This is a genomic window from Methylobacterium oryzae (assembly GCF_021398735.1).
Lineage (GTDB): Bacteria > Pseudomonadota > Alphaproteobacteria > Rhizobiales > Beijerinckiaceae > Methylobacterium.
In genome coordinates this window covers 778,333-791,331 of sequence record NZ_CP090349.1, presented here as the reverse complement: position 1 = coordinate 791,331, position 12,999 = coordinate 778,333, and the positions used below count along the sequence as shown (strand labels likewise).

Annotated in this window: 14 protein-coding genes; 7 read left to right on the top strand and 7 right to left on the bottom strand. The window is 73.1% G+C overall.

Annotated features, from left to right (window positions below):
* Positions 1–49: 49 nt before the first annotated feature.
* Positions 50–463 (bottom strand): PaaI family thioesterase, encoded by a 414-nt coding sequence (locus LXM90_RS03730; protein WP_020091130.1) that lies wholly within the window; start codon positions 461–463, stop codon positions 50–52.
* 472 nt (positions 464–935) lie between these two features.
* Here LXM90_RS03730 and LXM90_RS03725 point away from each other — a divergent pair, with 472 nt between their 5' ends.
* The 4 genes from LXM90_RS03725 to LXM90_RS03710 all read left to right on the top strand — a co-directional run bounded on the left by LXM90_RS03725 (position 936) and on the right by LXM90_RS03710 (position 4,135).
* A complete protein-coding gene (locus tag LXM90_RS03725) occupies positions 936–1,445 on the top strand; it encodes a MucR family transcriptional regulator (RefSeq protein WP_020091131.1) in 510 nt (169 codons plus the stop codon).
* Positions 1,446–1,968: 523 nt separating this feature from the next.
* Complete coding sequence (locus tag LXM90_RS03720; protein ID WP_020091134.1) at positions 1,969–2,430, top strand: GNAT family N-acetyltransferase; 462 nt, start codon at positions 1,969–1,971, stop codon at positions 2,428–2,430.
* A 69-nt stretch (positions 2,431–2,499) separates the two neighbouring features.
* Positions 2,500–2,856, top strand: a complete 357-nt coding sequence (locus LXM90_RS03715) for a hypothetical protein (RefSeq protein WP_020091135.1) — start codon at positions 2,500–2,502, stop codon at positions 2,854–2,856.
* A 148-nt stretch (positions 2,857–3,004) separates the two neighbouring features.
* Positions 3,005–4,135, top strand: a complete 1,131-nt coding sequence (locus LXM90_RS03710) for a DUF2336 domain-containing protein (protein WP_020091136.1) — start codon at positions 3,005–3,007, stop codon at positions 4,133–4,135.
* 11 nt (positions 4,136–4,146) lie between these two features.
* Here LXM90_RS03710 and LXM90_RS03705 read toward each other — a convergent pair whose 3' ends face one another.
* Entirely contained in the window at positions 4,147–4,485 is a 339-nt protein-coding gene (locus LXM90_RS03705; RefSeq protein WP_020091137.1) for a hypothetical protein, read from the bottom strand.
* Between the two features lie 252 nt (positions 4,486–4,737).
* Between LXM90_RS03705 and LXM90_RS03700 the strand changes: the two genes are divergently transcribed.
* Together LXM90_RS03700 and LXM90_RS03695 are read left to right on the top strand one after the other, a co-directional pair.
* Positions 4,738–6,630, top strand: a complete 1,893-nt coding sequence (locus LXM90_RS03700; protein WP_026604618.1) for a sensor histidine kinase — start codon at positions 4,738–4,740, stop codon at positions 6,628–6,630.
* A 26-nt stretch (positions 6,631–6,656) separates the two neighbouring features.
* Entirely contained in the window at positions 6,657–7,367 is a 711-nt protein-coding gene (locus LXM90_RS03695) for a peptidoglycan-binding domain-containing protein (protein ID WP_026604619.1), read from the top strand.
* Between the two features lie 66 nt (positions 7,368–7,433).
* On the opposite strand, the gene LXM90_RS03690 is transcribed toward LXM90_RS03695, so the two are convergent.
* Positions 7,434–7,724, bottom strand: a complete 291-nt coding sequence (locus tag LXM90_RS03690) for a hypothetical protein (protein WP_026604620.1) — start codon at positions 7,722–7,724, stop codon at positions 7,434–7,436.
* Between the two features lie 326 nt (positions 7,725–8,050).
* Here LXM90_RS03690 and LXM90_RS03685 point away from each other — a divergent pair, with 326 nt between their 5' ends.
* The gene (locus LXM90_RS03685; RefSeq protein ID WP_020091141.1) at positions 8,051–8,389 is read left to right on the top strand and encodes a DUF1491 family protein; all 339 of its coding nucleotides are present in this window, start codon (positions 8,051–8,053) and stop codon (positions 8,387–8,389) included.
* Between the two features lie 141 nt (positions 8,390–8,530).
* Here LXM90_RS03685 and LXM90_RS03680 read toward each other — a convergent pair whose 3' ends face one another.
* The 4 genes from LXM90_RS03680 to LXM90_RS03665 all read right to left on the bottom strand — a co-directional run bounded on the left by LXM90_RS03680 (position 8,531) and on the right by LXM90_RS03665 (position 12,830).
* A complete protein-coding gene (locus LXM90_RS03680; protein ID WP_026604621.1) occupies positions 8,531–9,580 on the bottom strand; it encodes a ketopantoate reductase family protein in 1,050 nt (349 codons plus the stop codon).
* Between the two features lie 279 nt (positions 9,581–9,859).
* The gene (gene dgcA, locus LXM90_RS03675; protein ID WP_020091143.1) at positions 9,860–10,843 is read right to left on the bottom strand and encodes an N-acetyl-D-Glu racemase DgcA; all 984 of its coding nucleotides are present in this window, start codon (positions 10,841–10,843) and stop codon (positions 9,860–9,862) included.
* Positions 10,844–11,006: 163 nt separating this feature from the next.
* The gene (gene dgcN, locus LXM90_RS03670) at positions 11,007–12,020 is read right to left on the bottom strand and encodes an N-acetyltransferase DgcN (RefSeq protein WP_020091144.1); all 1,014 of its coding nucleotides are present in this window, start codon (positions 12,018–12,020) and stop codon (positions 11,007–11,009) included.
* Positions 12,021–12,278: 258 nt separating this feature from the next.
* Positions 12,279–12,830 carry a GNAT family N-acetyltransferase gene (locus LXM90_RS03665; protein WP_020091145.1) on the bottom strand — a complete coding sequence of 184 codons (552 nt, stop codon included), beginning with the start codon at positions 12,828–12,830 and terminating at the stop codon, positions 12,279–12,281.
* Positions 12,831–12,999 lie beyond the last annotated feature (169 nt).

Below are 12,999 nucleotides of genomic sequence, written 5' to 3'. Positions count from 1 at the left end.
CCGGTGTCCCGACCGGCGACAACGCCCCTACGCGGCCCCTACGCGGCCCCTACGCGAGCGCCGGCCGCTCGCCGACGGGCTTGAGCAGCCCCGTGGCGGTCGCCACCAGCTCCCCGGCCTCGTCGCGGATCTCGGCCTCGCAGAAGATCACCGACCGCCCCGCCCGGGTGACCCGTCCCTCGGCGGTCAGGACGCCGCGGCCGGGGGCGAGGAAACGGGTCTGCATGTCGAGGGTCACCACGGGGCGCCCCGCCCGCAGCCGCGCCGCCGTCCCCAGGGCGACGTCGAGCAGGGTGCAGAGCGCGCCGCCATGGGCGATGCCGAGGTTGTTGGCGTGCTCCGGCCGCAGGGCGAGGCGCAGCCGCGTCCGGCCCGCGCGCACGTCGAGCGCCTCGATCCCGCAGTGATCCACGAACGGGATGATGGCGCCGAAGACGGTGCCCGTCTCCGAGCGCTGATCCACTTGCTGATCCACTTGGTGATCCCCTTGCTGGTCCACGCCGATCGCCCCGGATCCTGCCCCGCCCGGATCCTTATCGCCCGGCCGCCTCCGAGGCCATGACCGGTCCGCGGCAGATCACGTGACAGTCCGGCCGAAACGTTCGTCCCGTCCCGAAGGCTCACGGGACATCGCGGCGGGCCGCCGCGTGAAGTTCTGCGCCTCTCATCAGACCGGAGACGGATCTTCGCAGAGGAAGCCCGCGGCGAGATCGCGGCGGAAGGCATAACCGGCGCCCGTCCGCGTCGCCCGGTCTCGTCCAACTTCGGCTCCGGGGTGTCGGTTTGCTCGACGGTCGATTTCAGCTCGACCCACGGTTTGAATAATATGCGTGTTCATGGCGGGGGCATTGTGTAGGGAAATGCTCGACGACGACTTGATTTTGCTGCACAGACGTTAGAACCGTCTCACGACGGTCGGATAGAGGGAATCATCGATGGACGACAACGCCACTGAGCAGCAGCAGACCTTTATCGAGCAGGCGTCCGACATCGTCTCGGCGTATGTCTCGAACAATTCCGTGCCGATCAGCGAATTGCCCGGTCTGCTCGCCGGCGTTCACGCCGCGCTGACGAAGCTGTCCGCCCCCACGGCGACGGTCACCGAGGCGGCCGACAAGCCGACGCCGGCCCAGATCCGCAAGTCGGTGACGCCGGACGCCCTGATCTCGTTCATCGACGGCAAGCCGTACAAGACGCTCAAGCGGCACCTGTCGCGCAACGGCCTGACGATCGAGCAGTATCGCGAGCGCTTCGGGCTGCCGCGCGACTATCCGTCGACGGCCGCGAGCTACTCGGCCCAGCGCTCGGAACTCGCCCGCAGCCTCGGCCTCGGCCAGCAGCGCCGCAAGTCCGCCGCCCCGGCGCCCGAGCCCGAGCCCGTCGCGGAAGTGGCCGAGAAGCCGAAGCGCGCCAGCCGCACCCGCAAGGCCAAGGAGACGGCCTGAGCCCGGCCTGAGCCCGGCAACGCCCGGGCTCGTGGTTACCGGCCGGCGCGCGACCCGCGCGCCGGTCCGTTACGCGAAATCGGCGAGGTCGTCGGCCACGTCGCCCGCGGCGATCTCCGTCTCGGCCTTGTGCCGCTCGACCGCCTCGGCCTCCGCCCCGATCTCCGGCCCGACCTCTGCCTCGGTCATGCCGGGCCGCGGGCCCGGCCCCTCGGGCGCCGGCGCTGTCTCCGGCCGCGCCTGGCCGGCCTCCCCTTCGGAGGCTCGATCCGTCACCCGCCCCGCCATGCTGCGCGCTCCCCGATCCGCCGACGGGAGAGCAAAGCGCGGACGGCCCGGCGCGTTCCGCGCGCGCCGCATCACGACGGCGCCGCGCGCGACGGAGCCGATCCCGCGGTGATCGCGATCTGCGGGATGGCGCCGCGTTTGAGCCTCAGGAGCGCGACGCGCCGTGTCGAGAGGCGTCGCCACGCGTTGAACCGCCGGACATGCATGCGCCGGACATGCCGATCGGGAGCGGGATTTGGGCAATCGCTACGGGCTGGAGATCCGCGCCGCCGCGGGGCCGGACGCCGCGGGTCTCGCGGCGCTGCTCAGCGAGGTCGGGGTCGCGGTCGGCGCCGCGGACCTCGCGGCCCGGCTCGAGGCCCTGCAGCGGGAAGGCGGCATCGCCCTCGTCGCCGTGGAATGGGGGCCGCCGAGTGGCCTCATCGCCGTCGCCCCCGTGCGGACGCTGGACGCGCCGCGGCCCTTCGGCCTGATCACCGGCCTCGCGGTCGCCGCCGAGTCGCGCCGCCGGGGCATCGGTCGGGTCCTGCTGAAGGCGGCCGGCCGGGCGGCGCGGCAGGCGGGCTGCGACCGGCTGCTCCTGGCCGCGGGGCCGGACCAGGCCGCCCTGCGCGCCTTCTGCGCCGCCGCCGGCTTCGCCGACGAAGGGACCGTGCTCGCGCGGCCGCTGCTGAAGCGGGGCACCGGAGACGGCTGAGATCCGCGACATCCTGGCCGAAGCCGGCGGGGCTCACCGGGCGTTACCCCCGGAGAGTGGAGCCCCCCGATGACGCTGCGATCCGAGACCCCGCCACCGCCCGCGAACCTGCCCTGCGATCCGCCGCCGGATTCCGAGGCGCCGACCGCCGCGCAGCTCAAGGGCGACATCGACAGCGGCCGCACCGCCGACAAGACCCCGCACATGGATATCGGCGCGGCCCCGCTCGGGACCTGCGAGGAGGCCGGCGGGACGCCGCCGACGCCCCGGGAGGTCCGGATCGCCCGGCAGAACGAGCGGGCGCCCTCGGAGCGGGCGGCCAAGGGTTACCCGCACCAGCGGCAGCCCTGGGTCCTGCCGCTCTACGCCGGCATCATCGTCGCGGCCGCCGTGGGGCTCGGCCTCGTGCTCTGGCTGACGCGCTGACGGATGCGCTGACGGTCCGGCCGGGGCGGGACCGCGCCGGTGCCATCCTGGCGCAGGACGGCACGGTCGCCGCGGAGGCGGTTTAAAGGTCGATTCACGTCGATGCGGTTAGCGTGACCTTACTGCAGTCTTGCGTAACCGATCCTCCATGCCCCCTTCCGTCGATGCTCCGCCGGACCTGTCCGGGCTCCTCGAACTGTCACGCATCGAGAATCTCGATCTCAAGCCGGTGATCCTCCGGGTTCAGACGGACCTGTTCGTCCGGGCCGCGGCCCGGGACCGGACCGAGATCGAGATCTTCGAGTCCCTGGCCTGCGGACTCATCCCGACGGTGGACGAGGAGACGGCCCGGGTCGTGGCCCGCAAGCTGGCCCCCTGCCCCGAGACGCCGCCCGCGGTGCTGGAGGCGCTCGCCCTGCGCGGCGGCGGTGCCCGCGATGCGGTGGTGGAGCTGGCCCCGACCCTGAGCCACCGCCTGATCGAGGCGGCCCTGGCCGAGGGGTCGGACATCGCCGCCCGCATCGCCGCCCGGGCCGGGCTGAGCCGGGAGGCGGTGGACGAACTCTCCCGCGAGGGCCGCCCCGAGATCGACCGCGCGCTGGCGGCCAATCTCGGCCACACCCTGCGGGGCGCGGCCCTGTCGCGGCTCGTGGACCGCGGCCGCACCGCCCCCGACCTCGCCCGGCTGCTGCTGGTCCGGCCCGACGTTTCGGCCGCCGACCTCGTGCCCCTGTACCTGCACGCCGACCCGATGCGCCGCACGGTGATCGGCCGGGCCGTCGAGGCGACCGCCGCCCTGCGCCCCTGCCCGCCGCCGCCCCGCGGCCTCGGCGAGACCCTGACCGGCCTGTCCGCCGCTCGCGACGTTCCCGCCTTCATGGCGGCGCTGGCCGACGGGCTCGGCCTGCCCCGCGATTTCCTGACCGTGGTCGCCGACGCGGGCACCCGCTACGACCTCCTGACCCTCGGCCTGCGGGCCGCCGGCCTGCACGAGGAGGAGGCGGTCTACATCTTCCTGACCCTCAACCAGGGGGTGGCGCGCTCGGCCGAGCGCGTCGCCGATCTGGTCCGGCTGTTCCGCACCGTGAGCCGTCCGGCCTCGCGGGACCTGATCGCCGCGATCCTCGACCGGCCGCTCGCCGAGCGCGGTCGGAGCGAGGCCCATCAGCCGGCACACGGCCCGGAGGCCAAGCTGCGCCAGGGCGCCGAGCGCGTCGCCGCGCAGCGGCCGCCCCTGCCGGCGCGGGCCCGGACGGCGAGCGGCGGGGAGCCGGGCTGACCGGCCGGCCGTCAGCGCGGGCCGGTCCGGGGATCGCTCTGCGGATCACTCTCCGGATCGGCGCCCCGCCAAGCGGGCTGCCGGTCCGTCTCCTGCAGGGTGTCGTTCGAGGGCGCCTCCGCGGCGCGGCGGCTCAGCTCCGCCATCAGGCCGCGGGCCAGCACGGCGCGGACCGCCCGCTCCCGGGTCTCGGGCGGGACCGCCTCCAGGGCGGCCGGCACGACCGCCTGGGCGCTCGGGACCGCCCCGGCGAGCCTGCGGGCCTCCGCGGCCGGGTCCGCTCCGGTGCGAAGCATGGCGAAGTAGGAGAGCACACCGATCACCAGCGCGGCGCGCAGCAGGACGGTCATGGAACGGTTTCTCCGCTCGAGATCGCGCGAAGCATTCGACGGATTTCGTGAACCGGGCCTCTACCGACCCGAGCTTTCCCGCACGATGGTGAATGAAGCTTGTTCGCGATCGGCTGGTTACCTCGCGGAAAGCATCCCGACCATTCGGACAAGTCCCGCAACACTCGTTTAAGCCGGCTCTGCGACCGTCCGGTAGTCGTTCGAAGTCGAACCGGAGGCGCGACGGATGCGGGAACGCAGCCAGCGCGACGCGTGCCAACCTTGACCATCAAGACTGTCCTGACGTCGCTGATCGACGACCGGCTCGCGGGCCTCGTCCACGAATCCGCGGCCGACAACCCGGCCGCCCGCGCGCGCCACCAGCGCTTCCTGGTGTCGCGGCTGGCGACCGGCGCCGTGATGATGGCCGGGCTGCCGCCCTACCTGCTGTGGCGCGGGGTGCCGTCGGGCTTCGAGGTCCTGGCGATCGCGAGCCTGCTGCTGCCGGTCTTCGCCGCCGTCCTCCTCACCCGCACCGGCTCCCTCTGGGTCGCCCACGCGGTCTCGTCGGCGGGCCTGACCGGCCTCGTCGTCGCCCTGGCGGGCGTCACCGGCGGCGTCACCTCGCCCGCCGCGGTCTGGCTCGTGGCGATCCCCCTGGAGGCGCTGGTCTCCGGCTCGCTCCGCGCGACGATCGCGGCCGCCGCGATGGCGGTCCTCGGCGTCCTGACCGTGGTGGCCCTCGGCGCCTGGGCCGGCTCCCTGCCGGTCATGGACATCTCGGCCGCGATCGCCCTGCCGGCCTTCGCCATCACGGCGATCGGCCACGTCGCGGCCCAGGCCCTGGAGCACATGCGCAACGAGGGCGTCTGGCGCGAGCGACTGCGCGACAACGAGGCCCGCGACCGGCTGCTGCTCTCGGCGATCGACGACCTCGTGACCTGGCACGACCGCAACGGCCGCGTGCTGGAGGCCTCGGTCTCGGCCGTCCGGCTCCTGGGCAGCGACCCGGCCCGCCTGCGCGGCCACGGCCTGCTGGAGCGCGTCCACGTCGCCGACCGCCCGGCCTTCCTCAAGGCGGTGAGCGACGTCGCCGCGACCGGACGGCCCGCGACCCTGCCCCTGCGCCTGCACGTCGAGCCCGAGACCGGCCGCGCCGACGGCGCGAGCCTGATCTACGCCGAGATGCGCGCCCACCGGATCGAGCACGGCGCGCACGACGCCGCCACGGCGGTCGTGGCGGTCACCCGCGACATGACCGAGCACCACCGGCACGCCGTCGAGCTGGAGCGCGCCCGCGCCGAGGCCGAGCGGGCCGACGCGATCAAGGGCCGGTTCCTGGCCAACGTCACCCACGAGCTGCGCACGCCGCTCAACGCGATCATCGGCTTCTCCGAGGTCCTCGCCGGCGAAGGCGCCGTCAGCCTCGGACCGGTCCAGGCGCGGGAATATGCCGGCATCATCGGCGCCTCCGGCCACCACCTGCTCGGCGTCGTCAACACGCTGCTCGACATGAGCCGGATCCAGAGCGGCAACTTCGACTGCGCCCCCGAGGCGTTCGACATCGCGGACCTGCTCCGGGCCTGCTGCGACATGATGCGCCTGAAGGCCGACGCCGCCGGCGTCGTCGTCACCGCCGCCCCGTCGGGACCGGTGGAGATCACGGCCGATCCCGCCGCCTGCCGGCAGGTGCTGATCAACCTCATCTCGAACGCCGTGAAGTTCACCCCGGCGGGCGGCCGCATCGACCTGTCCCTGCGGCGCGGCGTCGGCACCCTGGACATCGTCGTGGCCGATACGGGCGTCGGCATCGGCGCGGACGACCTGCCCAAGCTCGGCACACCGTTCTTCCAGGCCGGGAGCGGCGGCTACAAGCGCCAGCACGAGGGCACCGGCCTCGGCCTGTCGGTGGTCCAGGGCCTCGTCGGCCTCCACGGCGGCTCCCTGCTGATCGAGAGCGCGCCCCAGGCCGGGACGGTGGTGACCGTCACCTTGCCCCTCGTCTGCCAGGCCCCCGCGGCCGCCCACGGCCCGGCCCCGATCCGCACGGCCGTGCGCGGCGCCCCGGCGCCCCGCCGCGTGGTGCGCCTGCCGCTCGGCCTGTTCGACGCGGAGCCGGGCCTCGCCGCGGCCCCGGCCGACCCGGTCCTGCGCCGCACCGGCTGACCCGAAGATCCCCGGAAGGAGACATGATGTCAGGCTACCGCGAGATCACCGTACCGGGCGAACCCGGCCGCGCGCGCCGCGCCGCGCCGCGCCACCCCGCGGTCCAGGGCGACTGGCGCGCCGTCCTCGTCGGCGCGCTGAAGGCGACGGGCGCCACCTGCCGGACCAGCCCGGGCGCCGTTCTCGGCAGCCTCGTCGCCCTCGGCGCGGCGGGCTTCGTCTGCGTCAACGCCCTCGGCTACCAGACCGGGCGCCACCCGGCGCCGATCCTGCCGAAGCTCGCCCAGAAGGCGCCCGCCCCCCGCGAGGCGGCGCCGGCCGCCAGGGAGGCCCTCCGGGAACCCGCGCGGGATCCGGTGCGGGTCATCGAGGCCGACCGCGCCGCCGCGCCGGTCCCCGCCAAGCCGGCGGCCCGGGACGCGATCGGCGAGCTGATCCGGTCCGAGGAGACCACCGCCTCGGTCACCCCGAAGGCGTCGCCGGTTCGGCCGGCCGCCAAGCCGGCCGCGAAGGAGACGGACGCCAAGGCGGCAAAGTCCGAGAAGGACGGCGATCCGGTGCTGCGCGCCCAGAAGGCGCTGTCGAAGCTCGGCTACGCGGTGAAGCCCGACGGCGCGATGGGCCCCGGCACCCGCGCGGCGATCGAGAAGTTCGAGCGCGGCGCCAAGCTGCCGGTGACTGGAGAGGCGACGGGCCGGACCCTGCGCGAGCTGATGGCGCGGGCGGGCCACGGCTAGCGGGACGGAAGCGGCGCCCGCTCCGCGGAAGCGGTGCGGGTGCCGGTCGTCGTGAGAGCGCGTCCCTCAGTACTGCGTGCCGGTGAACCGGCAGATCGTCTTGCAGCGCGGGCCGCCATTGGCCTGCCAGGACTTCGCGTGGCCGATCGATCCGGTCATGTCCTGCGTGGGATTACCGCCGGGCCGGTGCACGACGATGTTGCAGGCATCGCTCGGCGTCCGCTGGTAGCGCGGGCAGGACGCGGAGTCGCGGTGGCCCAGTAAATCCATGAGCGTCTCCGGACGGGCGTGGGCCGACGGCACAGCAAAGCACAGGCAGGCGACGATCAGCGTCGCGAGCGAGGTCATTCTCCGCATCGGATTGCTCCTCAAATCATCGTGGCATGCGAATTCGGGCGCCCTTTGCTCAGTTAGGCAGCAGAAAATACTATAGATGTGCGCTGCCGCACATCGTTCAGTTTTTTTTTAATCCCGAAGAATACTGGATTTTTTGACGGATTATTCGCCGCGCTGAGTCGTTTGCTCTAGAGGTGCGGCGTCGCGCATCCGCGCTTGCCCGTGCCGGCGCTTTCACGCATGGCGGGGCTTGCGCCGCTCACAACCGGCCGGGTTTCAGGGGCAGACCGCCGCGCCGGATCGCCCGCCCGCGGCGCGGGCCGCGCGATTCACAGGGCTACAGACGCATGCGCCTGCGCTCCGATTTCTGGGTCTCGGCCCATCTGCGGCGCCTGGACGTCGCGGGCATCCCGGCGGTGCTGCGCCGGCGCGGATCCGCGGAGGCGGGCGCGATCTTCGTGAAGGTCGATCGGCTCGACGGCAGCGCCGACCTCTACGGACCGGCGCCGCAAGCGCTGTTCGAGGCCGAGGAGAGCGGCGACCGCCGCTTCGCCGCGATCGTCACCGGCGGCAGCCCGCTCGACGTGGAGGAGCGCCTGACCAAGGAGATCCGGTTCGATTCCGATCTCTGGATCGTCGAGATCGACGACCGCCAGGGGCGGCATTTTCTGGATCTGGCGGAGTGATACCGTTTCCGGTTGGAGCCCTCGCCACCGTCTTTGCGGGCGCAGCGACGCAATCCAGCGGCGCCACGCCGACCGATGGCGCGCCGCCCCGGGTCACTTCGCTCCGCTCGTGATGACGGAGCGAAGCGAGGGCAGCGCCCGTCAGCCCTCGATGATGCGCTCGTCGAGCTTGCGGTCGACGGTCTCGACGGTGCGGTCGATCTCGGCGTTCGGCTCGCCGAGCTGGTGCGAGATGAGCTTCACCAGCAGGTCGACCCGCTCGATGTAGGGCGCGCCGTTCGCCACGGCCCGCGCGGCCGAGGACGGCTTCAGCAGGCTCTCGGCGGCCTTGGCGTACTTCTCGAACGGCACCTGATCGGCCGGGTCGGCGCCGAGCTTCCGGGCGATACCGTCGACGTGGTCGTAGATCGCCCGCGAGCGCGCCAGGTCGCCGTGGACGGCGTCGTGGATGGATTGCGGCTCGCCCGGGGTGATGCAGCGGTAATTGCCGGTGAGCAGCATCGACCACTTGGCCAGCGGCACGAACAGCGAGTCGAACACCTTGAGCTTCACCGGCACGTCGTGCCCGTCGAGGCGCACGGCGTCGATGTCGGCCTCCAGCTCCCGGAGCAGCCGGTTATGGGCCTCGTCCGCGAAGGTCGCGGCCTTGAAGTTCGTCGGCAGGCCGACGTGGAGGACGTTCGCCTCCTCCTCCGGCGGCCGGAAGGCCTGCGGATCGGGGGAGCAGAGCGACACCAGACCCGGCTCGAACCGGTCCCACACGCCGGCATTGGTGTAGGCGTCCTCGAGGTCCATGGCGGCGAGCGCCGGGATCCGCTTGAGGTAGGGCAGCGGCGGCATGTTCATGATCGACAGGCACGGCAGCTTCGCCGCCGCGATCTTGATCATGAGGACGCGGATCGTGTGGTTGTTGTACTGCGGCTCCTGCATGGCGAGGCCGACGAGGTCGTAGCGCGACACGTCGACGTCCTCCGGCGGCATCGCGTCGACCTTGCCGGGCAGATCGCGCGAGTGAATCGCGCGGTGCTCCTTCTCGTCGCGCAGCTTGATGCGGACCTCGGTCCCCTCGCGGTTGATCAGGTCCGCGGTCTTCCGCCGGCACACCAGGGTCACGTTGTGACCGGCCATTAGGAGCTTGGTGCCCAGGAGCGAGCCGTAGGAGGCCCCCAGGATCAGGATGTTCTTGGCCACGTCGGTCCTCCCCAGCATTGAGACTTGCTGTGTGTTGTCTGGCTGCTGGGAACAGCGCGTCCACGCCACGGCCCCAAGCGCACGTGCGATGGATGGCAGCCGGGCGAGCGGAAGGCAAGCCTTCTGGTATACCTAATCCCAAACCCTTTGTGAGGCCCTGCCGGTGACAGGCGGGGCGATCCCTATCCTCCGCACCCGGGATCTCCACAGGGTGGCGCCTCCGGGACATCGCGCGGGACCCTCTCGGGACCGCGGACGACAACCGCCCCGCCGCGGGCCCTAGCCCCAGAGGTCCGGCATCGGCGGGTGCATCAGGCTGCCCTCGTAGCGCAGCGGCGGGTCACGGTCCCGGGCCAGCAGCAACGGCCCGTCGAGGTCGACGAACTCCGCGTCGTTGGCGAGCAGGGCCGCCGGCGCCATGCCCAGCGAGGTGCCGAGCATGCAGCCGACCATGATCGAGAGCCCCCGGGCCCGCGCCTCGCGGGCGAGGAGCACCGCCTCGGTCAGGCCGCCGGTCTTGTCGAGCTTGATGTTGATCGCGTCGTAGCGCCCGGCCAGCGCGTCGAGGCCGGCGCGGTCGTGAAGGCTCTCGTCGGCGCAGACCGGCACCGGGTGGGGGATCTCGGCGAGCAGGGCGTCGGCGTCGGCCGGCAGCGGCTGCTCGATCAGCGCGACGCCCGCTCGCAGGCAGGCCGCGAGGTTGGCCTCCACGTTCTCGGGCCGCCACGCCTCGTTGGCGTCGACGATCAGCCGCGATTCCGGCGCGCCGGCCCGCACCGCGGCGATGCGCTCCGGATCGCCGTCCCCGCCGAGCTTGACCTTGAGCAGCGGCCGGTGGGCGGCCTTGCGGGCGGCCTCCGCCATGCTCTCCGGCGTGCCGAGGCTCAGCGTGTAGGCGGTGATGGCCGGCCGGGGCTCGGCGAGACCCGCGATCTCCCAGGCGGGACGGCCCTGCCGCTTCGCCTCGAGGTCGAACAGCGCGCAATCGAGGGCGTTGCGCGCGGCGCCCGCCTTCATGCGGGTCATGAGCGCGTCCCGCCCGATCCCGGCCGCGATCGCCTCCGCCTGGCCCTCGATCAGGGCGCTGACGCTCTCGACGCTCTCCCCGTAGCGCGGATAGGGCACGCACTCGCCGCGCCCGACCGCGTCGCCGTCCGCGATCGTCGCCACTACGACGGCGATCTCGGTGCGGCTGCCGCGGGAGATCGTGAAGGCGCCGGCGATCGGGAAGCGCTCGACGGCGAGGGTCAGGCGGCGGGCCATGTCGTAGGGTCTCCGGTTCAGGCCTGCGGTCGATGCAGCCCGCTCCGTCATCACGGGCGGAGCGAAGTGACCCAGGGCAGCGAGCGGCCGGTTGGCATGGCGCTGCTGGATCGCTTCGCTCGGCTCACGGGGACGGAGTGAGAGCCGGCACAGGGAAGCGGTATCAGATCGCCGGGAAGTCGGCGACGATCCGGTCGACCAGCCCGTCGACGCCGAAGCGCACCGGGTCGGTGGCGGGCAGGCCGTGCTCGGAGCCGAGCGCGTCGAGGAGCGCCCGGGCCTCGCCCTCGGCGAGCGCCTGGGTGTTCACCGCGATGCCGACCGGCTTGATTCCCGGATTGGTCAGGCTGCCGAGCTGCACGGTGAGGTCGATCACCTGCCGGATGGTCGGAAGCGGGTGCTTCACGCCGCGCATGTTGGTGCGGGTCGGCTCGTGGCAGACCACGAAGGCGTCGGCCTGCGCGCCGTGGAGCAGGCCGAGGCTCACGCCCGCGAAGGACGGGTGGTAGAGCGAGCCCTGACCCTCGATCAGGTCCCAGTGGTTCGGCTCGGCCTCGGGCGAGATCGTCTCGACGGCGCCGGAGATGAAGTCGGCCACGACGGCGTCGATGGCGACGCCCCGGCCGGAGATGAACACGCCGGTCTGGCCCGTGGCGCGGAAATCGGCGTCGAGGCCGCGCTCGCGCATGCCGCGCTCCAGGGCCAGCACGGTGTACTTCTTGCCGACCGAGCAGTCGGTGCCGACGGTGAGCAAGCGCCGCCCGGCCCGCTTGGTGCCCTTGCCGGTGGGGAAGCGCTCGTCGGTGTGGCGGACGTCGTGGAGCTGGCGGCCGCGGCGGGCGGCGGCCTCCGCGATGGCCGGGACCGCGCCGAGCTTCACGTGCAGGCCGCTCGCCACGTCGAGCCCGGCCTCGATCGCCGCGACGATCTCCTTGACCCAGTGGTCCGGCAGGACGCCGCCGGCGTTGACGACGCCGATCACCAGGGTCCGGCAGCCCTTCGCCAGGGCCTCGGGCAGGGTCATGTCGGGGATGCCGAGATCGGCGGCGCAGCCCGGCAGGCGCATCTGGCCGACGCACCATTCGGGGCGCCAGTCCTTGATCCCGTAGGCGGTCTTGGCCGCCAGCGTGTCGGGCACGTCGCCCAGGAACATCAGGTAGGGCGTGGCGATCTGCATCGGTCGAGCAACCTTCTCCGGGAGGCCGGCGGACCGTCTATGCGGGATCGCGGGCGGCGTGCGCAATGCATGGGGCTGGCCAAGGCGGTCGATGCGGCCGCCCCACGGAGCATACCGGCTCTGCACGCCGTCATCGCGAGCGCAGCGAAGCGACCCAGGGCAGCGCGACGTCATTGAACGGGGCGCGACCCAGGCTTGCTTCGCTCCGCTCGCGAAGACGGTTCGTCGCCTCAGATCGGCGGAGCGCCGAAGCCCCGTTCAGGCGGCGCGTCGTCGCGCCACCCCCGCCTCGTTGGCCACCGCGCCCACCGGCGCCGGCACGCCGGTCGCCCGGACCATCCCCTCGGCGCCCGCCAGCGCGCCCGCGCGCAGCTCGAGACCGAGGAAGCGCGCGCGCTCGAACGGCCCCGGCAGGGTCAGGCCCTCCGCGAGCGCCCGGTCGAAGCCGAAGCGCGCGTAGTAGGGCGCGTCGCCGACCAGCAGCACGGCGCCGTGGCCGAGGGATTCCGCCCGGCCGAGGGCCGCCTGCATCATCACCGAGCCGAGCCCCTGGCCCTGGATCGCCGGATCGACGGCGAGCGGGCCGAGCAGCAGCGCCGGGCGGCCGAGCCCGGCCTCGACGTGCCACAGCCGCAGGGTGCCGACGAGCCGCCCCGCCCGGGTCGCCGCGAAGGCGAGGCCGCGGGCCGGCAGGCGGCCCTCGCGCAGGCGCTCCGAGGTCTTGGCGCGTCGATTGCCGGGAAAGCACGCGTCGAGCAGGCGCTCGCGCGCCGGGACGTCGTGGAGATGCTCCGCGCGGATCTCGATCATGGCTGTGCCCTCCCCGGGCCGGCGAGCGGGAGAAGCGATTGTCTGTGACCGAGAGCCGGACGCCCTCGGTCGACGCGGTGGTGGACGTCAGCGTCCGGCAGGGTCGCCCTCCCCGTCATCACGAGCGAAGCGACGTGACCCAGGGCAGCGAAACGTCGGAAGGCGTCCC